The sequence below is a fragment of the Streptomyces sp. NPDC093600 genome (assembly GCF_044764755.1).
Taxonomy (GTDB): domain Bacteria; phylum Actinomycetota; class Actinomycetes; order Streptomycetales; family Streptomycetaceae; genus Streptomyces.
Genome location: NZ_JBIWIU010000013.1, coordinates 20,928 through 45,621, shown reverse-complemented (window position 1 = coordinate 45,621; position 24,694 = coordinate 20,928). Strand labels below are relative to the sequence as shown.

18 protein-coding genes are annotated in these 24,694 nt (G+C 73.9%); 10 read left to right on the top strand and 8 right to left on the bottom strand.

Annotated elements, in window-relative coordinates:
- The first annotated feature begins 73 nt into the window (after positions 1-73).
- Together ACIRB4_RS26900 and ACIRB4_RS26895 are read left to right on the top strand one after the other, a co-directional pair.
- Entirely contained in the window at positions 74-2,113 is a 2,040-nt protein-coding gene (locus ACIRB4_RS26900) for a glycoside hydrolase family 32 protein (protein WP_403294763.1), read from the top strand.
- 34 nt (positions 2,114-2,147) lie between these two features.
- Entirely contained in the window at positions 2,148-3,200 is a 1,053-nt protein-coding gene (locus tag ACIRB4_RS26895) for a carbohydrate kinase (RefSeq protein ID WP_403294762.1), read from the top strand.
- Between the two features lie 49 nt (positions 3,201-3,249).
- On the opposite strand, the gene ACIRB4_RS26890 is transcribed toward ACIRB4_RS26895, so the two are convergent.
- Positions 3,250-4,542, bottom strand: a complete 1,293-nt coding sequence (locus tag ACIRB4_RS26890; RefSeq protein ID WP_403294761.1) for a GAF domain-containing protein — start codon at positions 4,540-4,542, stop codon at positions 3,250-3,252.
- 266 nt (positions 4,543-4,808) lie between these two features.
- A complete protein-coding gene (locus ACIRB4_RS26885; RefSeq protein WP_403294760.1) occupies positions 4,809-6,446 on the bottom strand; it encodes an acyl-CoA dehydrogenase family protein in 1,638 nt (545 codons plus the stop codon).
- Positions 6,447-6,463: 17 nt separating this feature from the next.
- Between ACIRB4_RS26885 and ACIRB4_RS26880 the strand changes: the two genes are divergently transcribed.
- Positions 6,464-7,585, top strand: a complete 1,122-nt coding sequence (locus ACIRB4_RS26880) for a YihY/virulence factor BrkB family protein (RefSeq protein WP_403294759.1) — start codon at positions 6,464-6,466, stop codon at positions 7,583-7,585.
- A gap of 56 nt (positions 7,586-7,641) precedes the next feature.
- On the opposite strand, the gene ACIRB4_RS26875 is transcribed toward ACIRB4_RS26880, so the two are convergent.
- The 4 genes from ACIRB4_RS26875 to ACIRB4_RS26860 all read right to left on the bottom strand — a co-directional run bounded on the left by ACIRB4_RS26875 (position 7,642) and on the right by ACIRB4_RS26860 (position 15,046).
- Entirely contained in the window at positions 7,642-11,598 is a 3,957-nt protein-coding gene (locus tag ACIRB4_RS26875; RefSeq protein ID WP_403294758.1) for an SAV_2336 N-terminal domain-related protein, read from the bottom strand.
- The gene (locus ACIRB4_RS26870; RefSeq protein WP_403294757.1) at positions 11,588-12,631 is read right to left on the bottom strand and encodes an AAA family ATPase; all 1,044 of its coding nucleotides are present in this window, start codon (positions 12,629-12,631) and stop codon (positions 11,588-11,590) included. The genes ACIRB4_RS26875 and ACIRB4_RS26870 overlap by 11 nt, the downstream gene beginning before the upstream one ends.
- Positions 12,632-12,704: 73 nt before the next feature.
- Complete coding sequence (locus ACIRB4_RS26865; RefSeq protein WP_403294756.1) at positions 12,705-14,615, bottom strand: trypsin-like peptidase domain-containing protein; 1,911 nt, start codon at positions 14,613-14,615, stop codon at positions 12,705-12,707.
- Complete coding sequence (locus ACIRB4_RS26860) at positions 14,612-15,046, bottom strand: CU044_2847 family protein (RefSeq protein ID WP_403294755.1); 435 nt, start codon at positions 15,044-15,046, stop codon at positions 14,612-14,614. The genes ACIRB4_RS26865 and ACIRB4_RS26860 overlap by 4 nt, the downstream gene beginning before the upstream one ends.
- 378 nt (positions 15,047-15,424) lie before the next feature.
- On the opposite strand from ACIRB4_RS26860, the gene rsgA reads away from it, so the two are divergent.
- From rsgA to ACIRB4_RS26845, 3 genes are all read left to right on the top strand, one after another.
- Positions 15,425-16,543, top strand: a complete 1,119-nt coding sequence (gene rsgA, locus ACIRB4_RS26855) for a ribosome small subunit-dependent GTPase A (RefSeq protein ID WP_403294754.1) — start codon at positions 15,425-15,427, stop codon at positions 16,541-16,543.
- 203 nt (positions 16,544-16,746) lie between these two features.
- Positions 16,747-18,153, top strand: a complete 1,407-nt coding sequence (locus ACIRB4_RS26850) for a DNA-3-methyladenine glycosylase 2 family protein (protein WP_403294865.1) — start codon at positions 16,747-16,749, stop codon at positions 18,151-18,153.
- Positions 18,150-18,590: a GNAT family N-acetyltransferase gene (locus ACIRB4_RS26845; protein ID WP_403294753.1), complete on the top strand. Its 441-nt coding sequence runs from the start codon at positions 18,150-18,152 to the stop codon at positions 18,588-18,590. The genes ACIRB4_RS26850 and ACIRB4_RS26845 overlap by 4 nt, the downstream gene beginning before the upstream one ends.
- Before the next feature lie 16 nt (positions 18,591-18,606).
- Here ACIRB4_RS26845 and ACIRB4_RS26840 read toward each other — a convergent pair whose 3' ends face one another.
- Together ACIRB4_RS26840 and ACIRB4_RS26835 are read right to left on the bottom strand one after the other, a co-directional pair.
- A complete protein-coding gene (locus tag ACIRB4_RS26840; protein ID WP_403294751.1) occupies positions 18,607-19,089 on the bottom strand; it encodes a DUF456 domain-containing protein in 483 nt (160 codons plus the stop codon).
- Between the two features lie 122 nt (positions 19,090-19,211).
- Complete coding sequence (locus tag ACIRB4_RS26835; protein ID WP_403294750.1) at positions 19,212-20,195, bottom strand: helix-turn-helix domain-containing protein; 984 nt, start codon at positions 20,193-20,195, stop codon at positions 19,212-19,214.
- Positions 20,196-20,448: 253 nt separating this feature from the next.
- Here ACIRB4_RS26835 and ACIRB4_RS26830 point away from each other — a divergent pair, with 253 nt between their 5' ends.
- The 4 genes from ACIRB4_RS26830 to ACIRB4_RS26815 all read left to right on the top strand — a co-directional run bounded on the left by ACIRB4_RS26830 (position 20,449) and on the right by ACIRB4_RS26815 (position 24,669).
- Positions 20,449-20,880, top strand: coding sequence for a hypothetical protein (locus ACIRB4_RS26830; RefSeq protein ID WP_403294749.1), 432 nt, complete (start codon positions 20,449-20,451; stop codon positions 20,878-20,880).
- A 118-nt stretch (positions 20,881-20,998) separates the two neighbouring features.
- Positions 20,999-22,426 (top strand): protein phosphatase 2C domain-containing protein, encoded by a 1,428-nt coding sequence (locus ACIRB4_RS26825; protein ID WP_403294748.1) that lies wholly within the window; start codon positions 20,999-21,001, stop codon positions 22,424-22,426.
- 27 nt (positions 22,427-22,453) lie between these two features.
- A complete protein-coding gene (locus tag ACIRB4_RS26820) occupies positions 22,454-24,196 on the top strand; it encodes a pyruvate dehydrogenase (RefSeq protein WP_403294747.1) in 1,743 nt (580 codons plus the stop codon).
- A gap of 65 nt (positions 24,197-24,261) precedes the next feature.
- On the top strand, positions 24,262-24,669 hold the full coding sequence (locus ACIRB4_RS26815; RefSeq protein WP_403294746.1) for an ATP-binding protein: 408 nt from the start codon (positions 24,262-24,264) through the stop codon (positions 24,667-24,669).
- Positions 24,670-24,694: the final 25 nt, after the last annotated feature.

Here is a 24,694-nt window from a genome sequence, read left to right as displayed (position 1 = left end):
CGGGATGATGGACTCCGCCGCGAGCAACGTCAATGCCCCTTACTCGTCACGAGTTGGCAACGGAGGCTTCCGGATGAGCCGCTGGAAAGCACCGCAACTGATCGGCGTCGCGGCCCTGCTCGTCGCCGCGTCCGCCCCCATCAGCGCGAACGCCGCACCACCCGCCACCCCCCGCACCACGCTCCCCGCGGGCCCGGTCAATCCCGGATTCGAAACCGGGGATCTCACCGGCTGGACCGTCACCGAGGGCACCGCCTTCGGCGCCGGCGCCGTCAGCAGCGCCGACACCTACTGGGGAGGCCCGTTCCATCACCGGGGCCGCCACCACCTCTGGGGCCACGCCGCCGCGGGCGACGACGCCACCGGGTCCGTCAGGTCCTCGTCCTTCGCCGCCCCTTCGCGGATCAGCTTCCTCGTGGGCGGCGGCTGGGACCCCGAGCGCCTCTACGTCGCCCTGGTGAGGGACAGCGACGGCAAGCGGCTCCTCCAGCAGACAGGCCCCGAGGACGAGGCGTACATCCGGATCCTCTGGGACACCTCGCCCTGGCGCGGCCAGGCCGTCCACCTGGAGGTCGTCGACCGCAAGACCGGCGGCTGGGGCCACCTCAACCTCGACGACGTACGCGTCGGCGACGCCGCCGCCCGGGACGACAACGGACTGACCTTCCGTACCCTCGGGCAGGCCAACCAGCCCACCCAGGAGCGCGATCACGCCGCCGACCCGCTGCGGCCGCAGTTCCACTACACGCCCTACCAGGGCTGGATCAACGACCCCAACGGCGTGATCCAGTGGCGCGGCCGCCACCACCTCTTCAGCCAGTACTACCCCGACGCCCCCAAGTGGGGCCCCATGCACTGGGCGCACGCCGAGGGCCCCGACGCCGTCCACTGGCGCGAACTGCCCGTCGCCCTCACCCCGCCGCCCCGCGCGACCCCCACCGACAACAGCGGCGTCTTCAGCGGCAGCGCCGTCGACGACGACGGCACCCTGACCGTCGCCTACACCAAGTTCACCGACACGGGCGCCCACCCCGGCGCCACCCCCGAGACCGTCGCCGTCGCCACCAGCACGGACGGGGTCACCTTCACCCCCGGCACCGAGGTGATCACCCAGGCCCCGCCCGGCTCCTCCGCCGGATTCCGCGACCCCAAGCTCTTCCGCGACCCGCTCGACGGACGCTGGAAGATGGTCGTCGGCTCCGGTGACGGCGGCCGCGGCAAGGTCCAGCTGTACGCCTCCGACGACCTGCGCACCTGGACGTACACCGGAGTCCTGACGGAGGGCGACGGCACGACCGGAGCGATGTGGGAGTGCCCCGACCTCTTCGAACTCGACGGCAAGTGGGTGCTGCTGTACTCCACCAACGAGGGCGGCCGGTCGCTCCAGCGCTACGCCGTCGGCAGTTACGACGGCAGCCGGTTCACCGCCGAGCGGCACGGCGTCCTCGACGGCGGCGGCGACGTCTACGCCGCGCAGAGCTACCGTGACGACGCCGGGCGCCGGCTGATGTCCGCCTGGATGAGCGACTGGAACGTCAAGGAGCCGACCAGGGTGGGCGGCTGGGCCGGAGCCCAGTCACTCCACCGGGAGCTCTTCCTCACCGCCGGCGGACGCCTGGGCCAACGCCCCGTCGCGGCCGCCGACTCGCTGGCCGCCGGGCGTCCCGTCACGGTCGAGGACCGTACGGTCAGCGGGGATTGGCGCATCGGCCGAGGCGACACCGTCCGGCTGAAGGCCGTCGTCGACCTGGCGCGGACCACCGGCGACACCGTCACCCTCCGGCTGAAGGCGTCCGCAGCCGAGGCGACCGTGCTGCGCTACCGCAAGTCCACCGGCACCCTCACCCTCGACACCACCGACTCCGGCTACGGCACCCGGGCCACCTACTCCACGCAGGTCGAGCCCACGGCGGACTCGACCCTCGCACTCGACATCTTCGTCGACCGCTCGTCGGTGGAGGTCTTCACCGGCGACGGGGCCGCGCTCACGGCCCGGGTGTACCCGCGCTACCGCGAGTCCGACGCCGTCGAGTTCGTGGCGGACGGCGGCGACCGGATCCGGCTGCGGAGCGCCGGACTGACCCGGCTCGGCTCCAGCGTCCTGCCCGACTGACCGGCCGACAGGCCCTCACCGAAAGGTTCCCCGCATGATCGCGCCCCGCCGCCCCGTGGCCGTACTCGGCGAATGCGTCGCCGACGCCTTCGTCGTACCCGTCGGAGTCACCGGAGTCACCGGAGTCACCGGAGTCGCCACCGGAGCCACCGGAGTCACCGAAGCCGCCACCGGAACCACCCGAGCCACCGGGCCCACCGCGGCCGACGGCCCGGCCCTCCGGCTCGACGTGCTGCCCGGCGGCGGGCCCGCGAACACCGCCGTGGCGCTCGCCCGCCTCGGCACCCCCACCCACTTCCTCGGCCGCCTCTCCACGGACGCCTTCGGCGGCCTGTTCCGGCGCAGGCTCGTCGAGTCGGGCGTCCGGATCGACCTGTGCCCGGAGGCCGCCGAGCCGAGCACGCTCGCCGTCGCCGGCCTCGGCCCCGACGGCGCCGCCGAGTACTCCTTCCACGCCGAGGCCACCGCCGACTGGCAGTGGACCCGCCGGGAACTCGCCCCCGTCACCGGCCTCGACGCCGCCTGCCTGCACACCGGATCGCTCGCGCTGGTACGGGAGCCCGGTGCCGCGGCCGTCGAGGAACTGCTCGCGGAACTGCGCCCCACCACCACGCTCTGCCTCGACCCCAACGTGCGTCCGCTGCTGGTCGCGCCGGAGGAGTACCGGGCCCGCCTCCCTCGCTGGTGCGCCCTGGCCGACCTCCTCCGGCTCAGCGAGGACGACCTCGCGCACCTCCATCCCGGCCTGCGCCCCGAGGCCGCCTGCGACGCCTGGCACCGGGCCGGCGTACCCCTCGTGGTCGTCACCCTCGGCGGGGCCGGCGCCCTCGTCTCGTACGACGGCGTCCGCGCCCGCGTCCCCGCCCCGCCCGTCGATGTCGTCGACACCGTCGGCGCGGGCGACGCCTTCACCGCCGGTCTGCTCCACCGCCTGCACGCCGCCGGCGCGCTCGGCGGCCGCCTCGACGGGCTCGCCCCGGACACGCTCCACGAGGCGGTCGCCTTCGCCGCCACGGTCGCCGCGGCCACCTGCGCGGTCCGCGGCGCGAACCCGCCGCGCGCGGAGGAACTGCCGGCGGCGGCCTGACGGCCCCGCGCCTCGCATCTCGCTCGCCCGGCCGCGCGTCCTGAGGCCGTCAGGCCGTGCGGGGCGTGCGGATCGCCGGGGCCGTCGAGTGCGGGAGCAGGTCGTCGGGATGGTCCGGGCGGACGACCGCGACGTCGACCTCCTCGCTGAAGCGGTACGGGCGGTGGGCGAGCACGCTCCCCAGGGTGCGGCGGACCCGGGACATCTCCGCCCGTACCGTCACCGTCCTCGTCCGGTCGCCGAACACGTCCTGAGCCAGCTCCGCCGCCGTCCGCCCGTCACGGTGCAGCGCGAGGACGTACAGCAGTTCGGCGTGGCGCGGGCTGAGCTCCTGCGACCAGCTGCCCGCCGCCCCCGACACCGACACCGACCAGCGGCGGGGCCGGCTCACATCGAGCACCACCCGGCTCGGCGCGCCCGTGGCGGCGTCCGCCGCCGCCCGCTCCTCCTCGACCCGCAGCAGCCAGCCGCCCGGCAGCGGCTCCACCGCGCACATGCCCAGCGACGGCAGCCAGACCCGCCCCGCACGGAACGACTTGGGCAGCCCGATCCGGTCCACCGGCGCCATCCCGGTCACCGCCGCCGTCCAGCCGTGCGTGTCCACCGCGACGGCACGCCCGCCGACCCGGCACAGTATCGGAGCGGCCACGGAGCGCAGCCGCTCGATCGACCGCAGATGGCGCTCGCGCATCTCCGCCTCGGCGAGCCGGGCCACCGAACCGACCAGGGCCAGCGTCGACGGATGGAAACTCGACGCGGGCCCGCTCACATCCACGATGCCCAGCAGCCGGTGGTCGCGCGGGTCGTGGACCGGTGCCGCGGCGCAGGTCCAGTTGTGCAGCGTATGGACGTAGTGCTCGGCCGAGTGGACCTGGACGGGCCGGCGCATGGCGAGCGCCGTCCCCACCGCGTTCGTACCGGTCGTGTGCTCCGTCCAGGCCGCGCCCTCCTCCAGGCAGATGCCGTTCGCCTGCCGCATCACGGCGGGGTTTCCCTCCCGCCAGAGCACCCGGCCCTGTTCGTCGGTCACCACCATGATCTGCAGGGAGGCGTCCGCGATCCCGGCGAGCCCCGCGCTCAGCGTCCGCATCACCTCGCCCAGGACCGTCGTGCGCCGCCTCTGCTCCAGCTCGTCGCGCTGGAGCAGCACACTGCTGGTGCCCTGGTCGGGATCGAGGCCGAGCCGGAACATCCGCTGCCAGGAGGCGTCGATGACCGGGCGGGGCGCGATCGGCGGCGTGCGGCCCGCCAGCCTCGCCTCGCGGACCCGGTGCAGCAGACGGGCGGCCTGGACGGCGTCCATGGCGGCGAGCCGGCCCATGTCGAGCTGCGTGTTCTTCATCGGTCCCTCCCAGCCACCCGCGGTGCTGTATCGGTTCTGCAGTGCCCGGCGTGTGTGCCCATCGTGCCGCCCGGTGCTCCCGGATGAAGGGCGGTTCGGGTAATCCTGCAACCCCTTGCAACTCTGGCGGTCACCCGGCCCGTGCATGAGGCTGGTGCACAGCCGGGGGTGGTGCCGTGTCGGCGCAGCACCACCCCCGGCTTTTCGCGCATCGGGCCCGTGACCGGTCGGATCAGATCTCCACCCGCGCCCGTGACCGGTCGGGCTCAGATCTCCACCCGCGCCCGTTCGACGACCGTACGAAGGTCCAGAGCGGTCGGCAGCGTCCCGAACGCCGACCCCCGGTCCCCGCCGAGCCGCGACGCGCAGAACGCGTCGGCCACCTCCGCGGGCGCCCACCGCACCAGCAGCGACCCCTGGAGCACCAGCGCCATCCGCTCCACGAGCCGCCGCGCCCGCCCCTCGATCCCGTCCAGATCGGCGAGTTCGGTCAGCATCCCCTTGATCGCCCCGTCCAGGCGGTGGTCCGCGCCCCGCGCCTTCCCGACCTCCGTCAGGAAGGCGTTCAGCGCCTCCGGCTCCCTCCGCAACGCCCGCAGCACATCGAGCGCCAGGACATTGCCCGACCCCTCCCAGATCGAGTTCAGCGGCGACTCCCGCAGCAGCCGGGGCATCCCGGACTCCTCCACATAGCCGTTGCCGCCCAGGCACTCCAGCGCCTCCGCCACGACCGGCGTGCACCGCTTCGTCACCCAGTACTTCGCCACCGGCACCGCGATCCGCGCGAACGCCCGCTCCGCCTCCGTGTCGGTGTCGTAGGCGGCCGCGAGCCGCATCCCGAGGACCGTCGCCGCCTCCGACTCCAGAGCCAGATCCGCCAGCACGTTGCGCATCAGCGGCTTGTCGATCAGCAGCCCGCCGAAGGCGCGACGGTACGCCGCGTGGTGCACCGCCTGCGCCACCGCCTGGCGCATCAGCCCCGCCGACCCCAGGGCGCAGTCCAGCCGGGTCGCCGTCACCATCCCGATGATCGTGCGGATCCCGCGCCCCTCGCCCCCGACCCTGCGCGCCCAGGTCGTCCCGTCGAACTCGACCTCCGCGGAGGCGTTCGACCGGTTGCCGAGCTTGTCCTTCAGGCGCTGGATCGCGAACGCGTTGCGCGAGCCGTCCTCCAGCACCCGCGGCACCAGGAAGCAGGTCAGCCCTTCCGGAGCCTGCGCCAGGACCAGGAACCCGTCCGACATGGGTGCCGAGCAGAACCACTTGTGCCCGGTCAGGGCGTACGTGCCGTCCCCACTCAGCGGCTGGGCGCGGGTCGTGTTCTCCCGTACGTCGCTGCCGCCCTGCTTCTCCGTCATGCCCATCCCGAAGAGCACCCCGGTCTTCTCGTGCGGCGGCCGCAGCCCCTCCTCGTACACGAGGGAGGTCAGCAGCGGCTCCCAGACGGCGGCCAGCTCCGGGTCGGCGCGCAGCGCGGGCACCGCGGCGTGGGTCATCGACAGCGGGCAGCAGTGCCCCGCCTCGACCTGCGTCTGCACCATGAACCCGGCCGCGCGGCGCACATGACCACCCGGACGGCTCCACGCCGCCGTCAGCCCCGCGTTGACGGACTTCCCGAGCAGCCGGTGCCAGGACGGATGGAAGTCGACCTCGTCGATCCGGTGCCCGTACCGGTCGTGCGTCCGCAGCCGCGGCGGGAACTCGTTGGCGAGCGCCCCCCACTCCCGCACCTGCGCCGACCCGGCCGACTTGCCCAGGGTCGTCAGTTCGTCCCGTGCGTCCGGGAACACGTCCGGCGCCAGATGGCGCTCCACGGCCTCCGCCAGAGCCCGGTCGGACAGGAAGACGTCGTACCCCACCAGGGGCGGAGGCTGATTGGTCACGGTGTGGGTGGTGGCTGCCATGCCGATACGGTAAGGAGGTGCAGGCAGCAAACGAAACACCCGAGCGGCGGCCCGGGAGCAGACTCCACCGGGCGCGCGTCCTCTACCGCAACGTGTCGAAGCGGAAGATGGTCTGGCTGCTCCTGAAGGACACCGTCAACTCGTGCATCGAGTACCGCATCCTCGGCCTCGCCGCCGAGGCCGCCTTCTTCACCCTGCTGTCCCTGCCCCCGCTGCTGCTCGGACTGATCGCGCTCCTCGGCTACGCCGACGACTGGACCAACACCAACACGGTCGCCAGCATCGAGGAGAACATCCTGCGCGCCGCCCGGACCGTCCTGTCCGAGCGGGGCGTCCGCGACATCGCCAAACCCCTCCTGGACGACGTCACCCAGGGCAAACGGCCCGACCTCATCTCGATCGGCTTCGCCATCGCCCTGTGGTCCGGCTCGCGCGCCGTGAACGTCTTCATCGACACGATCACCGTCATGTACGGACTCGACGGCCACCGCGGCATCGTGAAGACCCGGCTCCTCGCCTTCCTGCTCTACATCGTGGCGCTGCTCATCGGCGCGGTCGTCCTGCCGCTCGCGGTCGTCGGCCCGGACCGGGTGGTCGAACTGATCCCCTGGGGGACGGAGGTCGTCTCCGTGCTCTACTGGCCGGCCGTCATCCTGCTCTCGATCGCCTTCCTCACCACGCTGTACCACGTGTCCGTCCCCGTCCGCTCCCCATGGATCGAGGACATCCCCGGCGCGCTGATGGCCCTCGGCATGTGGGTGCTGGGCAGCTTCCTGCTGCGGATCTATCTGACCAGCCAGGTCGAGGGGCCCACGATCTACGGCTCCCTGGCCGCGCCGATCGCGGTGCTGCTCTGGATCGGCATCTCGGCCTTCGCGGTCCTCGTCGGCGCGGCCGTGAACGCGGCGATCGACCGCGTCTGGCCCTCGGTCGCCACCGCCGCCGCCCGCGAGGCCAACGAACGCGCCCGCGCCGCCCAGGCCGCCGACCTCGTCGCCCGGCTGCGCGCGGAGGCGGAGGACGTGGACGAGGACGACCCGGACATGCCGTCGGAGTTCCCGGAACGGTGGTCGAGGTTCCTGCCGCCGGACGACGTCAAGTCCCGCCTGCACTCGGGCTGGGAGAAGGACAGCTCTTAGGGGGGTGGGGTGAGGACTCCGGGGCGCACGGGGCCGGCGCCCGCCCTCTCCGGACGCTAACCGTCGTCGCCCGAGACCGGCCCGCCCCACGACCCGGGCGACTCCCCGCGGCGGCGCGGCGCGCGCCGGGCATCGTCCTCGGTCCCGGAGCCGCCGTCGGCTTCCGGAGCGTCGCCGCCCTTCCGTACGCCCTCGGTCTCCTGAACCTCGCCGCCCTTCCGTACGCCCTCCGTCTCCTGAACCTCACCGCCCTTCGAAGGCCGGGACCCGGTGCCGGTCAGCCGGGAGGCGAGGCCGGAGAGCCAGCCGCCGCCCCGACGGTTCGCCCCCGTCTTCGACGGCGGGCCCGCGTCCGGCGCCCCTACCGCCGTCGGGGTCGGCGCCCCCTGGGCCGCCGGGCCGGACTCCGGCACCTCCACCACGTGGTGCCAGCCGCCCGCCGTCGCCGTGATCAGGTCGAAGTCCCGCTGCCGTGCGCGTGGGAGGCGAGCGCGCAGACCATGGGAGATCAGGACGGTCACGACGACGGCGCTCCGCTCCTCGCTCCATGTCCGCACACCGGTCGCCTCCGCCAGCGCGACCGCCGCGCGCTCCGTCTCCTCGTGGATCACGACGCTGAGCCGCAGGGGCGACGCGGCGCCCGGCGGCAGCCGCATGCCGAGGAGGCGGGGGAACGTGTCGACGGCCCACTCCACCAGCTCCTCCGCCGTACGGTCCGGCGGAATCGGCGTCAGGACGGTGGTCCAGCCCGCCGACCAGACCCGTGCGCCACCGAGGACGTCCTGCGCCAACTCCCGCACGATCGCCTGATGCTCCGCCGACAGCGTCCGCGCGCCGTACGGCTGCCGGATCAGGAGCCAGCCCGGCGTCGCCGCCTCCGGGCGGTCGACCGACGCCAGCCGCTCGGTGAGCTCCCTCCGCCACTCCGCGAGCCGCCTCCGCTCGGCCTGCGCCCAGGTCCCCGGCACGCCCTCCAGGGCCTCCCCGTACCAGAGGTCGAGCGCCGACGTGAGGTAGTCACGCTCCAGCGCCCGCTCGCCGCGCTCCGCCGCCCGTTCCGCCTGCGCCGCGTAGGTCTCGGCCTGCACCAGGTCCAGGGAGGCCTCCGAGATCGGCAGCCAGTACTCCATGTCGCCCACCTGGACGGGGTGGCCGAGCGTCTGGACCTGCTGCGCGTGCTGCGCGGGGGTGATGTCCGGGGTCCCGGTCAGCACCTGCCGCATGTGCGCGTCCGAGACGGGCTCCCCGCGCGCCAGCAGCAGCCGGCAGAGGAAGGAGCTGTCGTGATAGGCGTCCATCGACACGTCCCCGCCGTGGATGCGCGCTCTCGGCGGGCCCAGCACGGTGTACGACACGGGCGTCTCGGGAACCTGGAGCTGCGGTTTCCGGCGCATGTTGGCGAGCACCCGGGCACCGCGCTGCCGCTCGCCCGGATGCTTGGAGAGCAGACTGAGCACCGCCCTCTCCAGCTCGCCGGGCAGGTCCTGCCGGAGCGACCCGGGACTCCGGGGGGTCGACTCGGCGTGCTGCCGGAGTACGGAGTCCAGGTCTTCGGCCGGGAACGGCGGGGAACCGGTGAGCATCTCGTACAGGATGCAGCCCAGCGCGTACAGGTCCCCCTCCGGCCGCAGCACTCCCTGCTGGCGCTCGGGCGCCAGATAGCGGGCCGTGCCCGGCGCCACCTCGACGCCCTGGCCGGGAGTGAGCGGGTACAGGCGCGTTCCATCCGGGTCATCGGGGCGTTCCGTGTAGGGCCAGCGCAGGCCGAAGTCGCGCAGCCGCAGGGTCATCTGTCCGATGCCCACTACCTTCCCGGGGGTGAGGTTGCCGTGCGTGATCCCGGGCCCGTGATGCAGAGCCCAGAGCCCCCGCAGAATGCCCTGCGCGATCCCGGTGGCCTCGGTGACGGACAGCCTGCCGCCCGGCACGTCGTCCAGGTGCTCGCGCAGCGAGCGGCCGCCGACGAACTCGGTGACGAGACAGCAGCCTTCGTCGAGGACCAGGGCGTCGTACACCCGCACGAGCCGAGGGTCGCTGATCCGTGTCGCCTCGTACGTACTGGCGAGGAAGTCGGCGGTGGCGGACTGCGTGTCCTTGCCGCCCGTGAGATTCGCCCGGAAGCGCTGGGAGGTGGGGAGGAAGGGGAGGTAGGTCAGGGCCACCTGGCGCGAGAGGTAGTGGTCGTACCCCCGCCAGACGCGGCTCCCGGGGCCCCCGATCCGTTCGTACAGCTCGTACCGATCGCTCGTCAGCGGGGGCGCCTCCTCCTCCCGCCCCGCCGCCCCGGGCACCTCCGTGCTGCCCGCCTCCGGCTCCTCCGCCCCAGGCGCCTCGGTCCCGGCCGCCCCAGGCTCCTCCGTCCCTGTGGCACCGTCGTCCGGTGCCGCCCGCTCCGGACCCCGCGCGGGAAGCCGCTCCGGCCCCCGCAGCAGCCGTACGCTCTCCTCGCTCACCAGGGCGAAGGGGCGTCCGGCCGCGCGTTCGCCGGTCGCCCGGCCCAGGCTCTCCACCAGCGCGCGGAACTCGCCGGGCAGCGCGCCCGCCCGGTTCTCGATCTCGGCGCTGATCCGGGCCAGCAGGCCCGCCGTGCCCACCAGCGCGGTACGGGGCAGGGTGCCGAGCAGCACCTCCCGTACGCCGGGGCGGAATTCGTACGCCCCCGCCACCGCGCCCGGCTCCGCGCGCAGCATGCCGCTGAGCACGACCTCCGCGAGGTGCTGCGGCTCGGGACGCTCCTCGACCGCCGCCTGGACGAGCCGCATCACCGGCAGGTGCGCCGACCCCACCGCCAGATGCGAGGCGAGGCGGAACGCCTGCGGGGAGGCGAGGGCGCGGAAGCGGAGCACCAGCTCCTCCGGATCAACCTCCTCCGGGTCGAAGCCCTCGTCGTCCTCGTGACCCGCCAACAGGCCCTCGGCGCCCATGAAGGCCGCCGCGCCGGGGACCTCCGTGCCGCCGGGCGAGGCCACCAGGGACGCCCAGTGCCCCAGCCAGCCGCCCGAGGGCTCGAGGACCGGGACCGGCACCCCGTCCGGGGCCGGTCCACCGCGGTACGCGGCGAAATCCAGGCCCGCGTTCGGGGCGCCAGGCCCGGGGGCGGCGAAGACGCCCGGCAGCGGCGGGGCCGCGGTGTGCCGCCACAACCGCTCCGGCAGGGGCTGGACGATCGCGACCGGCAGCTCACGGCCCAGCGCTGCCAGCGTGGAGCGCCAGCGCAGCCCGGACCGGCCGTCACGCCACTGCGGGCCCATGCAGTCGCTCACCACCAGCACCGCCGTACGGCCCCGTTCCCGATGCCGCCGTGGCAGCCGACCGTCCTCGCCCAGATGCAGGACGTCGAGGGTGCGGAAGGCGCCGGTCTGGGCGAGCGCGGTCTGCAGATCGCGCACCAGAGGGCGCCACATCGTCATCGTCGGACCGGCGTCGAACACGATCCGCAGATGGAGCCAGCGCTCCCGCTCGGGGCGCAGCACCGGCAGCCACAGCTCCGGCCGGGCACCGAGCGAGGCGATGCGGTGCGCGGTCGCCGTCTCGTCCAGTTCCCGCCGCGCGGCGCTCGGCACGGTGCGCCGCAGCGGACGCACGGACCGCTGGAGGGCCAGCGGGTGGGAGAGCATCGGGGGAGCGGGAGCGAGCAACGCGGTGTGCCGGGGCGCCGATTCGGCCTCCTCGGGCATGGGGCGTGGCCCGGCGGCGGGCGTGTGGAGAGGAACCCGGGGCGGTGGCGCGGGAACGGAGGGCGCCGGGTGCGGCCCGACGGCCGGGGGCACGGGCCCGACCGGACCGGCGGGACCGGTGGCGTGGTCCACCGGCGAGGAAGCGGGCGCGGGCGGCGGCGGAGGCGGGTGCGCCGACTGTACGGGCGGCACGTCCCGCGGCTCCTCAGGCGCGCGCATGTGCCGGGCCAGCCAGAGGAGTTCCGCGAGCTCCCGGCCCGTCGGCGGCTCCTCGCCCGCCCGGCCCAGGACCGCCGCCAGGGCGTCCAGGGCCCGGCCGGACCGCTCAGACGTCATCGACGTCCCAGGTCTCCGCCGCCCGGCCCAGATACGGCATCAGGGCCTCCGCCAGCTCCTCCCTGGAGGCCGCGTCCAGGCCCGACGTCCGGGTCAGATAGATCGCGTTCAGCAGCTGGTCGGTGGCCAGTTCACCGGCGCTGCCGCGGTGCAGGAACGTGTCGACGAGCGCCTGGTCCCGCTCGTCCAGGGGCCCGAGATGCGCCCGCACGATGTCCTCCAGCTGCTCGCGCAGCGGCTGCCGCAGTTCGAGCCGTACGCAGCGGCGCAGGAAGGCGGGCGGGAACTCGCGCTCGCCGTTGCTGGTGAGCACGACGAACGGGAAGGCACGGCAGCGCACCTCACCGTGCCGGACGGGCACCCGCTCCTCCGAGTCGGCGACCATCACCTCGGCCACCGGGTGCGTCCTGGCCGCCCGTACCAGCTCGGGGATCTCGTACTGCCCCTCCTCCAGGATGTGCAGCAGGTCGTTCGGCAGATCGAGGTCGCTCTTGTCGATCTCGTCGATGAGCAGCACCCGCGGCCGTTCGTACGGGAGGAGGGCGGTGCCCAGCGGTCCGAGCCGCAGATGGTCCTCGATCGCGGTCTCCGCCCCGTCCCTCCCCTCCGTCAGCGGCCCCCGTCCACCGCCGCCGCGCCCCGCCGCGTACAGCCGGGACAGCGGGTCGTACTGGTACAGGCCGTCCGTGAGCGCGGTCCGGCTCGTGATGTTCCAGCGCAGCACCCCGCCCAGTTTCAACTCCCGTGCGACCGCGTACGGAAGGCTCGACTTGCCGCTGCCGGGTGGTCCGGTCACCAGGAGCGGGCGGCGCAGATGCAGCGCGGCGTTGACGAGTTGCACCGTCTCGGCGGTCGGCTGGTAGGTCCGCGCCCGGTGGGCCCTGCCGGGGGAGCCGCCGGCACGCTCGCCCGCCACCCGCGCCGGAGGGAGGGCGGGCCCGCCGTCGAAGGCGCGCCACGGCGGCGGCGCGGGCAGCGCGTCGATGCCGTCGTGCGGCTCGCTCGATCCGGTGTAGACGGGCCAGAGGGACATCGGGGAAGCTCCAGTTCTCCGGTGAGGCACGGGGGCGGTGCGGCGGGCCGTTCAGGGCGCTGTCGGGATGCCGTCAGGCGACGGGGGACCGCCGTAGGGGGCGGACCTCCGGGAAGCGGCGCGGGTCCTCCCATACGAGGGACAGCTCGGCGGCCCAGTGCGGTTCCGGACCCTCGTGGAGGAAGGCCTCCTTGCGCAACCGGAAGACCAGGTCCGGCAGTTCGCCGGGCGGCAGGAGCGAGATCCGCTCGGCCATCCGGTCCAGGAACCCGGTGCCCGGACAGGCCCCCGCGCACGGGCCGCCGGGCGGGCAGCCGGTGCGCGGCCACAGCAGGATCGGCGCGGGCGCGTTCAGGGCGGCGCCGTGCAACTCGCGGTCGCGGGCCGTCTTCGGCGGCCGGGTGAACCCCACCGGACCGCGCACGTCCTGGAGCAGCACGGACAGCTGCGGGGGCCGGTGGGTGCTGGAGCAGGCGACCCGGTGCAGCGGGGAGCCGTCCTGACGGTCGAGCTCGGCCCACGCCCGCTTGAGCTGGAACTGCAGGCGCGCCTTCCCGCGCCGGTCGTGGTCCATCACCACGACAGGCGACGTGCAGCCGAGCGGGGCCTCCTTGCCCTTGCTCCTGGTCCACAGGTCGACCGGCCGGTTGAGCCAGTCACGGGGCAGGGCGAACGCGATGAGCGGGCGGCCGTCGCCGATCTCGTCGTGCGCGTCGTCGATCCGGTCCAGGACCCAGGAGCGCAACTGGGCGGTGGTGAGCCGCTTCTCGTTGACGAGGAGCCGGTCGCCGTCCCGGTAGACGGAGACCTCCGCCATGACCGCGTTGCGGTCGGCGCCGCTGCGCCGGATCTCGACGAGGATCGGCGCCCATGGGAGCGCGGCCGCCCGCGTCCCGTCGTACGTCGCTCCGGCGCCGGCGCCGTCGCGCACAGAGTCCGGCGCAGGGTCGTGGCACCGCTCGACGGGCTCGTCGCCCCGCCCGTCGTCGCACGTGACGGCCGTCGGCGCGGGACAGGACGCCGCCGGGGCCGGGGAGGCGGGGCCGGCGTGGGGCGCCGGGCCGGTCTCGTGGCGGGAGCGGTGCTCCCGTGACCAGGCGCGCAACTCGCGCCCGAGCTCCCGGTCGGCCACCAGGTCCGCGAGGCGCAGGGTCAGTTCGGCGAGCGGGAGCCGGCCGCGGTGCGGGGGGACCTCGCAGAACAGGTACCAGATCCCCTGCCAGAGCCCGCCCAGCCAGGCCGGGGGCACTGTCGGACCGAGCCGGCCGGTCGCCGTGCTCAGCAGCCGCTCCACCGGGTACGGCGGGGTGCCGACCCGGTCCACCAGCTCCCGTAACCAGCGCTTCTCCTCGGCGGTGTAGCCCGGGGTCGGGACCAGCTCGGCCAGGCCGGGCACATGCCGGGCCAGGACCCGCGCGGGGATCATCCGCCCGTTGCGGCTCACCGGGTCGTACGAGGAGATCATGCCGACCACGGCGCCGCTGTCCGCCCGCATCGCGGCCGACCCGCTGAAACCGTGCGAGGGCTCCTGGCCGTACGCCTTCCAGAACTCGACCTGGTTCCACTCGCCGGAGATCAGCTGACGGTCGTGGGTGACCCGCAGCTCGCTCTGCGCGCCCTCCACGGTGTAGCCGTGGGGAAAGCCGTACGCGACCAGTCGCGGCGGCCTCCCGTCGCCCAGCGTCATGTCCGGGTCCGCGAAGGGGGCCGCGAACACGGCGGGTTCGGCGGGGGCGGGCGCTTCCAGGGTCAGCACGGCCACATCGCCGGGGTCGGTCCTGCCGCCCGCCCAGAGCCCCCGTTCACCGACCCGGGACGGCACGGCGCCGAACCCGGGGACGCCGGGGAAGGAGACCGAGGCGCGTTCGAGACCGTGGACCACGTGCGCGCAGGTGAGGACGGTGCTGCCGCCCACAAGGAAGCCCGAGCCGTGGACCGTGCCCTCGTGCTCCACACGCACGTGCCACGCGGGGGAGCGCGTCACCGCCCGCCGGCCACCGCGGCCGCACCCGCGCCGGTGGCCGAGGCCGTACCGGCGCCGACTGCGGCGGCGGTGCCGGTGAGCGCGGCGGTACCCTCGTCCGCGAGGCGACCCGCTCCGTTGGGGGCCCAGGACAGCTTGACCGTCAGATGGCCCTCGACCGCGGTCTTGGCGATCACGGCACCCGCCTCCGCCGTCAGCTTCACCCCGAACTCCAGCTCCACCCCGTCGGGCTGGAGCGGTCCCGCCCGGAAGACCGTGAGCGCCGACTCGGCCGCGGAGCGGATGCCCTGGAGCGCCTCGTCGAGCGTACGACCGGCCTGGACCAGGGAGTTCCCACCGCGCGAGACCAGTTGGGCGCCCGGTTGATGCCCGTCGGCCTCCACCATCACCTGCGCACCGCTCTCCGTGGTGAACTCCATCAGTGTGCTCACAACAACCCCCGAGGCCAGACCAGTTGGATCACACACCATTCTGTCCGACGGTCCCGTGCATGTCAGCGGATCGGCCCACCCCGAAGGCGAGCGCACCGAGCCGGCAGGCGGAGCCGGGGTCGGTCGGAAAAACGCTTGGCGCGGTCGGGTGAGGCCGCGTTAAGGTCTGGTCGTTCTCGCGGACCGGCCGATGGGCCGACCACGTCTGTCCGCGTCTGTTCGCTCGGTGTGATCCAGGAGGTGTGACCGATGGCTGTTGTCGCGATGGGCACTGCCCGCTCCCAGCAGTTCTTCCACCCCACCTCCGTGGTCGCCGGCTGACCTTCCTCTCTTCGCGCCGTTCGGCGTGTGCCGGGGCCACCCTTCGAAGGGTTCCCCTTGTCTTTCTCCTCTCTTCAGGGCTCGACCGCCTCGTCGTCCGCCTCGCACCCGCTGGTTCCGTACGGCTGGGACGCGGGCTGGGAGGCCGACTTCGCCCCGTACGCCGCGCAGGGTCTGCTGCCCGGCCGGGTCGTGCGGGTCGACCGAGGCCAGTGCGATGTCGTCACCCCCGTCGGCACCGTGCGCGCCGACACCGAGTTCGTCGTCCCCCGCGACCCCATGAAGGTCGTCTGCACGGGGGACTGGGCCGCGGTCGACCCGGACGGCGACCCGCGGTACGTACGGACGTTGCTTCCGCGCCGTACGGCCTTCGTGCGGTCGACGTCGTCCAAGCGCTCCGAGGGCCAGATCCTCGCGGCCAACGTCGACCACGCGATCATCGTCGTCTCGCTCGCCGTCGAGCTGGACCTCGGCCGCGTCGAACGCTTCCTCGCACTGGCGTGGGAGTCGGGCGCCCAGCCCGTCGTCGTGCTCAGCAAGGCCGACCTCGTGCCCGACCCGGTCGGGCTCTCCTACCTCGTCCAGGACGTGGAGACCACGGCGCCGGGCGTGCCGGTGCTGCCGGTCAGCGCCTCGACGGGCGAGGGCATGGAGCTCCTCGCGGAGGTGGTGGCGGGCGGTACGAGCGTGCTGCTCGGCGTCTCCGGTGCGGGCAAGTCGACGCTCGCCAACACCCTTCTCGGCGAGGACGTCATGAGCGTCCGGACCGCCCGTGACGTGGACGGCAAGGGCCGCCACACCACGACCACGCGGAATCTGCTCCTGCTGCCCGGGGGCGGCGTCCTGATCGACACGCCGGGGCTGCGCGGCGTCGGCCTCTGGGACGCCGGGGCGGGGGTGGGGCAGGTCTTCTCGGAGATCGAGAGCCTGGCGGAGGACTGCCGCTTCCACGACTGCGCCCACGAGGCGGAGCCGGGCTGCGCGGTCACGGCGGCGGTCGAGGACGGCACACTGCCGGTGCGGCGGCTGGAGAGCTACCGCAAGCTGCTCCGCGAGAACCAGCGCATCGTCGCGAAGACCGACGCCCGCGTGCGGGCCGAGATGCTGAAGGACTGGAAGCGCAAGGGCGCGGAGGGCCGGGCGGCGATGACCCTGAAGCGCGGCCACGTGCGATAGCACTCGGGCGGGCAGGCCCCTCGCGCCGAGGGGTCTGCCCGCCCGCACGGCGCCCTCCGGCGCGGGGGCGCGCCACCGGCCGCCCTCCAGAGAAGCCGCCTGGCCTCCCGCGAAGCCGCCTCCGCGCCCCCGCCCCGCCACCCACCTGCATGTCCGAAAACCGCCAGAAGCGTCTCTCCGGGTCCCGCACACTGGAGATCGTGATGGACGAAGACACCCGGTACGAGGCGGTCAGCAGCCGGGACGCGCGGTTCGACGGGGAGTTCTTCTTCGCCGTGCGGACCACCGGGATCTACTGCCGGCCCAGCTGCCCCGCCGTCACCCCCCAGCGGAAGAACGTCACCTTCTTCCCGACCGCCGCCGCCGCCCAGGGCCACGGCTTCCGCGCCTGCCGGCGCTGCCGGCCCGACGCCGTGCCCGGCTCCGCCGAGTGGAACGTGCGGGCCGACGTCGTCGGGCGCGCCATGCGGTTGATCGGGGACGGTGTCGTCGACCGCGAGGGCGTGCCCGGGCTCGCCGGCCGGCTCGGCTACAGCGCACGGCAGGTGCAGCGCCAGCTCACCGCCGAGCTCGGCGCGGGCCCCGTCGCGCTCGCCCGCGCCCAGCGGGCCCACACCGCACGGCTGCTCCTGCAGACCACCGGCCTGCCGATCACCGAGATCGCCTTCGCGTCCGGCTTCGCGAGCGTGCGCCAGTTCAACGACACCATCCGCCGCATCTACGCCCGTACCCCCTCCGAACTCCGCGCCGAGTCCGGCACCGGCACGCCGCCCCGCACCCCCCGCGCCAAGCCCGGCACCGGCACACCGCCCGCCACCGCCCACGCCGCCGGCGTCCCCCTGCGGCTCGCCCACCGCGGCCCCTACGCCGCCCGCGAGGTCTTCGACCTGCTCGCCGCCGAGGCCCTGCCCCGCGTCGAGGAGGTGGCCGGCGTGCCCGGCGCCCGCACCTACCGCCGTACGCTCCGCCTCCCGTACGGCACCGGCATCGTCTCCGTCGACGAGCGCACCGCCGGGCCCTGGCTGGAGGCCCGGATCCACCTCACCGACCTGCGCGATCTGACCACCGCCGTGCAACGCCTGCGCCGGCTCCTCGACCTGGACGCCGATCCGTACGCCGTCGCCGAGCGCCTCGGCTCCGACCCGCGGCTCGCCGCGCGCGTGGCCGCCCGCCCCGGCGTGCGCTCGCCCGGCGCGGCCGACCCCGAGGAGTTCGCCCTCCGCACCCTGCTCGGCCCGCACGAGGCGGCCCGGCTGGCCGAGACCCGCGGGACGGCCCTCGACACCGCGTGCGGCGGGCTCACCCACCTCTTCCCCGAACCCGCCGCGCTCACCGGCCACCCCGTCGCCGGCCCGCTCGCGGCCGCGCTCGCCACCGGAGCCGTACGGCTCGACCCCGGCGCCGACCGGGACGAGGCCGAGCGGGCCCTGCGCGCCGTCCCCGGCGTCACCCCGACCGCCGCCGCCCTCATCCGGATGCGCGCCCTGGGCGACCCGGACGTGTTCCCGGACGGTGACCCCGACGTGTTCCCGGACGGCGTCCCCGACGCGGAGGCATGGCGACCCTGGAGGTCCTACGCCCTGCGCCACCTGCAAGGATGTCCGGCATGATCACCATCGACCGTCTCGCGCGTGACGACCGCCCGGAGTGGGAGCGGCTCTTCCGCGCCTACCTGGACGTCTACGGCCGCACCGAAGGCCCCGAGACGTACGAGCGGGCCTGGCGGGAGTTCCAGGACGACACCCGGCTGCACGCCCTGGCCGCGCGGTTCGACGGCCGGCTCGTCGGCTTCACCCACTTCTTCGTCCACCCCAGCACCTCCGGACCCGACGTCTGCTACCTCCAGGACCTGTTCACCGATCCCGAGGCGCGCGGCAAGGGCGCCGCCCGCGCCCTGATCGCCGCCGTCGCGGAGTGGGCCGGGGCCCAGGGCTGCGACCGGGTCTACTGGAACACCCAGGAGTCCAACACCACGGCACGGCACCTGTACGACAAGGTCGCCCGCGACACCGGCTTCATCAAGTACCAGATCGACCTTCCCCGGTAGCGGCGCATGGAGCGGGTCAGCCCCAGAACACGGCCCCCACCCAGGCCCCGACGATCAGCAGGCACGAGAAGAGCTCGACGAGAACGCTCGTGCCGGCCGCCCGCATCAGCGCGCGCGTGGACGCCTTCGCCTGGCCGTGACCGCCGAGGCGGAGGCGCTCGGAGAGGTAGATCCCGCCGACGAATCCCGGGATCGCGCCCACCACGGGAACCAGGAAGAAGCCGAGGAACGCTCCGACCCCGGCGTACGTCACCATCCGCCGTGAGATGCCGACGCCGCGGAACCGGCGCGGGGGCAGCTGCCAGACGACCACCTGGGTGAGCAGCAGCAGCGCGGTCGAGGCGACGAGCAGGATCCAGGCCAGGCCGCTCTGCTGTTGCAGGGACCACCAGAGCACGGCGGCCCAGACGAGCCACGGCCCGGGCACGCCGGGAGCGAGCACCCCGAACAGGCCCAGCAGCATCACCATCGCCACCAGCAACAGCTGCCACACACCCATCTGTCCAGCGTGCAGGATCCACGGCGTCCGCGCAGGCCGCGACCGTACGGACGAACCGCGCGGGTGTCCCCGGCCACCGGGCCCCTTCCGTACGGACGGGCGCCCGGCGCCGTCGCCGCCCGTCAGCCCCGGGCCACCCACCCCTTCTCGTACGCGTGCCAGCCCAGCTGGAGCCGGGTCGTCACCCCCGTCAGCTCCATCAGGCCCTTCACCCGGCGCTGGACCGTGCGCAGCCCCAGGTCCAGCTGCTTGGCCACGCTCGCGTCCGTCATCCCGGCGAGCAGGAGCGAGAGGATCTCCAGGTCCGTCGCGTCCGGACCCGGCGCCTCCGTCTCCCGTATCCGCGCGCCCGCGCCGAGCCGCAGGGGGAGCGCGTCGCGCCAGACCGACTCGAAGAGACCCATCAAGGACTCCAGGAGCCCGCTCGCGTGAACCACCAGCGCCGCCGGCTCCGCGCCACGGCCCGTCAGCGGGAGCATCGCCAGGGTGCGGTCCGCGACCACCAGCTTGGTGGGGACCCGGTCCACCACCCGGATCCGCTCCTCGCGGCCGAGCGCCGCCGCCAGTTCGACGAGGCCCGACGGCTGCGTCAGGACCTCCCGCTCGATCACCACCCGGTACCGCACGCCCCGCCCCGCCGCCAGCTCCTCCGCCTCGTTCTCCATGCCGCTCACCGCGATCGGCTTTCCGGTCACCAGCGCGCAGACCTCGTCGGCCGCCCCCAGCTGGAGCTGGAGGAAACGGTGGGTGACGGCGCTCGCCCCGGTCACCACCTCCACCAGGTCGTGCACGGCCGGTTCCGCCGCCTCCGCGCGGTACTCCTCCGCCAGCAGCGCCGCCGCCAGCTCCGCCTGCTCCAGCTCGTGCCGCTGCTGCGTCAGCAGCGCCCCCAGCGCGACCCCCGGCGGCGCGGCCACCCACCGCCCCGTCCCGGCCGAGGACTGCGCCGCCAGACCCTGCGACTCCAGCCGCCGCAGCGCCCGCTCGGTCTCCCTCTCCGGCAGGGCGAGCCGGTGTGCCAGATCCGTGACTTCGGCCGCGCCCAGCGCGACCAGCGCCCGGTACGCGGACTCCTGCCGCTCGTCGAGACCTATCGCTCCCAGCATCGCTGCCCCACCCCTCGCCGGATCTCTCCGGACGTGCCCGGACGTCCCCGGACGACCCGGACATACCCCGGACGTTCGGCGGACGCGTACATTCCGTCGGTGCTCTGGCGGGAATCGGCCACGGCGTATTCCCGCCGCGCCCATCATCCCTGTACCACCCTCACCTCTGCCAATGTGGCGCCACCGCAGCACCAACGGCCTGCGGCCCTGGGACTTTTGCCTGCCTCCGTGCCGGAATGAGAGGGGGAGAGCGGTGCGCCCGATTTCGCGTGCGGTTCCATGGGCGGCGACCGCCGCCGCCGAGACCACCCTGGTGTGGGAATTCACCTCCGAGCGGGACGAGAACGTCTACTCTCAAGGCATCCCGATGCTCTTCCCCCGGTACAACCCTCCGGAGGACGGACTCAAGACCCTCGCCGCGACCGACGGCCAGAAGGTCACCCTCACCGCGACGGGTCACGCGGGCTACACGCCCGCCGCGCTCACATCGGCCACGCTCTCGTACGCGTACGACGGAGGCACGACCTGGACGCGGGCGCAGGTCTCGCGGCAGGGCGGTGAGTGGACCGCGACCGTGAACCACGCGGGCGCGGCCGGCAAGCCCGTCACCCTCAGGACCGAACTGACGGACGCTCACGGCGACTCCGTCACCCAGACCGTGGTCCGCGCTGACGACGTGCGCTGATCACGCCGGTCCGCCGGGCGTCCTTCCCGTGGGGGGTGGGGTCGCCCGGCGGACCCCTTTTTCGTTCCTTTTCCGGATGTCCCCTTTTCGCGCGGCCCGCGCGGTGGACAATAAGGGCATGACTCAGCAGGGGGACAACTGGTGGGACAAGCTGTACGACGACTCCGTCGGGGACACGGCGCCGACCGCGACCGGTGACACGCTGGACGACCGCTTCGACTCCGCGTCCCGCGCTGTGCCCGCGTCGGTACGGCGGGACACCGCCCCGCCCCGTCCGGCGAAGGCCCCGTGGGAACCCCCCGACGCGCACGCGGGCGGCCCCCGTACGTTCCCGTCGGCGCCCGAAGTCCCGCCCCCGCCCCCTCCGCCACCCCCACCTCCCACGGAGGCCCCGACCGTCCGGGCCGCCGCCCCGCAGGACCCCGAGCCGGCTCCACCCCCCGAGGCGACCGTCCGGGTCCCCGCGCCCCGCCCCCGTACCGCGCACATCGGCAACCGCCCGCCCACCTACGAGCCCGAACCCACCGCCCTGCCCGCCGCCCACCCCCGCGAACTGGCCGATCTGGTCACCGACACCGTCCTCGACGGCGCCCGCTACGGCACCTACACCCTGCGCGCCGCCTCCGTCCGCGGCGACTCCGCCCGCTACCGCGGCGAACCCCGCCGCGACGCCCTGCTCACCGCCCGCTTCGGCCACGACGAAGCCGCCCTCGTCCTCGTCGCCGTGGCGGGCGGCGCCCGCGCCGCCGACGGCGCCCATCTCGCCGCCGCCGACGCCTGCCGCTGGATCGGCGAGGCCGTCGGCCGCAGCCACGCCCGGCTCTCCGAGGACATCCGGGCCGGCCGCCGCGGCGACCTCAAGTCCGGACTCCACCGGCTCACCGACCGGACCTACGGCCGACTCCGCGCCCGCGCCGCCGAGCTGGGCGTGGACCCGGCGGAGTACACCGCGAGCCTGCGCTGTCTGCTGCTCTCCGCCGACCCCGGCTGCCGGACCCGGGTCTTCTTCGGCATCGGCCGCGGCGGTCTCTTCCGGCTCCGCGACGGCGCCTGGCAGGACATCGAGCCGCCGGTCCCCGAACCGGCGGCGCTGACCGGCGCGCCCGTCGTCGGCTTCGGCTCCCCGCCCCTGGTGCCCCCGCCCGCGCCGCCCTCCCCGACAGAGGCGCCGCTCTCCGGAGCCCCGGCGGCGACCCCGTCCGAGACGGAGGAGGGCGACCGGCTCACCATGGAGCTGGGCATCCCCACCGCCCCCGGCCCGTCCGTCGAGGACCCGCCCCCCGCCTCCCACGGGGACCCTTCGCTCGCGCCCCCCGCCGAGCCGTTCCGTTTCCGCGCCTCCGTGGCCCGCCCCGGCGACATCCTGCTCCTCGCGTCGCACGGCCTCGCCGAGCCGATGCGCGGCGAGCCCGCCCTCGCACGCGAGCTGGCCGAGCGCTGGGACGCCCCCAAACCGCCCGGACTCGCCGCCTTCCTCGCCGACACCCAGCTGAGGGTGAAGGGGTACGCCGATGACCGTACGGCGGTCGCCGTCTGGGAGGCGTAACCGCCGCGCCCATGGGTTGATGGAGCCATGGCCAAACAGAACGTCGCAGAACAGTTCGTCGACCTCCTCGTCCGGGCGGGCGTCCCCCGCGTGTACGGCGTCGTGGGCGACAGCCTGAACCCCGTCGTCGACGCCATCCGCCGCACCTCCGGCATCGACTGGATCCAGGTCCGGCACGAGGAGGCCGCCGCTTTCGCGGCGGGCGCCGAGGCACAGATCACCGGCCGCCTCGCCGCCTGTGCCGGCTCCTGCGGCCCGGGCAATCTGCACCTCATCAACGGCCTGTACGACGCCCACCGCTCGATGGCCCCGGTTCTGGCCCTCGCCTCGCACATCCCGACCGCCGAGATCGGCCTCAGCTTCTTCCAGGAGACCCACCCCGACCGGCTCTTCACCGAGTGCAGCCACTACAGCGAGCTGATCTCCAGTCCGAAGCAGATGCCCCGGCTGCTCCAGACGGCCATTCAGCACGCCGTCGGACAGGGCGGCGTCAGCGTCGTCTGCCTCCCGGGCGACATCGCCGCCGAGCCCGCCCCCGAGAAGACGGTGGAGCACGCCCTCGTCACCACCCGGCCCACCGTCCGGCCGGGTGACACCGAGATCGAGGCGCTGGCCCGCCTCGTCGACGACGCCGACCGGGTGACCCTGTTCTGCGGCAGCGGCACCGCCGGCGCGCACGCCGAGGTCATGCAGTTCGCCGAGCGCGTCAAGGCACCGATCGGCCACGCCCTGCGCGGCAAGGAGTGGATCCAGTACGACAATCCGTTCGACGTCGGTATGAGCGGACTGCTGGGCTACGGCGCCGCCTACGAGGCCACCCACGAGTGCGATCTGCTGCTCCTGCTCGGCACCGACTTCCCGTACAACGCCTTCCTGCCCGACGACGTCAAGATCGCCCAGGTGGACGTCCGGCCCGAGCACCTCGGGCGCCGCTCCAAGCTCGACCTCGCCGTCTGGGGCGACGTCCGCGAGACGCTGCGCTGCCTCACCCCGCGCGTGCGCGCCAAGACGGACCGCCGCTTCCTCGACAAGATGCTGAAGAAGCACGCCGCCGCGCTCGAAGGGGTCGTGAAGGCGTACACCCGCAAGGTCGAGAAGCACGTCCCGATCCACCCGGAGTACGTCGCCTCCGTGCTCGACGAACTCGCCGACGACGACGCCGTCTTCACCGTCGACACCGGTATGTGCAATGTCTGGGCGGCCCGTTACATCTCGCCCAACGGCCGCCGCCGGATCATCGGCTCCTTCAGCCACGGCTCGATGGCCAACGCCCTTCCGCAGGCCATCGGCGCCCAGTTCACCGACCGCCGCCGCCAGGTGATCTCGATGTCCGGCGACGGCGGCTTCGCCATGCTGATGGGCGAGTTCCTCACCCTCGTCCAGCACGACCTGCCCGTGAAGATCGTCCTGTTCAACAACTCCTCGCTCGGCATGGTCGAGCTGGAGATGCTGGTCGCCGGACTACCGTCGTACGGCACGACCAACCACAACCCCGACTTCGCCGCCATCGCCCGGGCGGCAGGCGCCTACGGGGTACGGGTCGAGAAGCCGAAGCAGCTCGCGGGCGCCCTCAAGGACGCCTTCAAGCACAAGGGCCCGGCCCTCGTGGACGTCGTCACCGACCCCAACGCGCTCTCCATCCCGCCGAAGATCAAAGCGGACATGGTGACCGGATTCGCCCTCTCGGCGGGCAAGATCGTGCTCGACGGAGGCGTCGGACGGATGCTCCAGATGGCCCGCTCCAACTTGCGCAACGTTCCCCGGCCGTGAATGCGGGCCGGTGGGCGGGGCATGCATCCCCGTGAGCCTGTTCGACGACGTCTGGGTGGGGGGTTATGGCCGGCGAGGCGGGACAGCCGACTCAACTGCTGAAGAAGGTGGGATGCGCCGATCTCACCGCGGTGCCGGAGGTACGGCACGCGTTACGCGCGATGCTGCGGAAGTGGGGAAGACCGGGCGCCTCCGACGTGGCGGAGCTGCTCACGAGCGAGCTGGTGACCAATGCCCTGGTCCACACGGAGCACGGCGCGGTGGTGACCGCGACCGTCGTTCCCGAGAGCCTCAGGGTCGAGGTGCGGGACTTCGTCTCCGGCCTGACCGAGCCGGACGTACCGACCGCCGACGACGGTACGCACGGTCGGGGGCTCGTCCTGGTCGAAGCGCTGGCCGACTCCTGGGGCGTCGAGGAGCAGGGGGTGGGCAAGGTGGTGTGGTTCGAACTGAACGGCGGGGCCGCCCGATGAGGGCGGCCCCGCCGTTCAGTTCACG

Bases quoted from the DNA above. Each gene is read 5' to 3' on its own strand.
- ACIRB4_RS26900 (WP_403294763.1), top strand. From the start codon at position 74: ATGAGCCGCTGGAAAGCACCGCAACTGATCGGCGTCGCGGCCCTGCTC.
- ACIRB4_RS26895 (WP_403294762.1), top strand. From the start codon at position 2,148: ATGATCGCGCCCCGCCGCCCCGTGGCCGTACTCGGCGAATGCGTCGCC.
- ACIRB4_RS26890 (WP_403294761.1), bottom strand. From the start codon at position 4,542: ATGAAGAACACGCAGCTCGACATGGGCCGGCTCGCCGCCATGGACGCC.
- ACIRB4_RS26885 (WP_403294760.1), bottom strand. From the start codon at position 6,446: ATGGCAGCCACCACCCACACCGTGACCAATCAGCCTCCGCCCCTGGTG.
- ACIRB4_RS26875 (WP_403294758.1), bottom strand. From the start codon at position 11,598: ATGACGTCTGAGCGGTCCGGCCGGGCCCTGGACGCCCTGGCGGCGGTC.
- ACIRB4_RS26870 (WP_403294757.1), bottom strand. From the start codon at position 12,631: ATGTCCCTCTGGCCCGTCTACACCGGATCGAGCGAGCCGCACGACGGC.
- ACIRB4_RS26850 (WP_403294865.1), top strand. From the start codon at position 16,747: ATGGACGAAGACACCCGGTACGAGGCGGTCAGCAGCCGGGACGCGCGG.
- ACIRB4_RS26845 (WP_403294753.1), top strand. From the start codon at position 18,150: ATGATCACCATCGACCGTCTCGCGCGTGACGACCGCCCGGAGTGGGAG.
- ACIRB4_RS26840 (WP_403294751.1), bottom strand. From the start codon at position 19,089: ATGGGTGTGTGGCAGCTGTTGCTGGTGGCGATGGTGATGCTGCTGGGC.
- ACIRB4_RS26835 (WP_403294750.1), bottom strand. From the start codon at position 20,195: ATGCTGGGAGCGATAGGTCTCGACGAGCGGCAGGAGTCCGCGTACCGG.
- ACIRB4_RS26825 (WP_403294748.1), top strand. From the start codon at position 20,999: ATGACTCAGCAGGGGGACAACTGGTGGGACAAGCTGTACGACGACTCC.
- ACIRB4_RS26820 (WP_403294747.1), top strand. From the start codon at position 22,454: ATGGCCAAACAGAACGTCGCAGAACAGTTCGTCGACCTCCTCGTCCGG.
- ACIRB4_RS26815 (WP_403294746.1), top strand. From the start codon at position 24,262: ATGGCCGGCGAGGCGGGACAGCCGACTCAACTGCTGAAGAAGGTGGGA.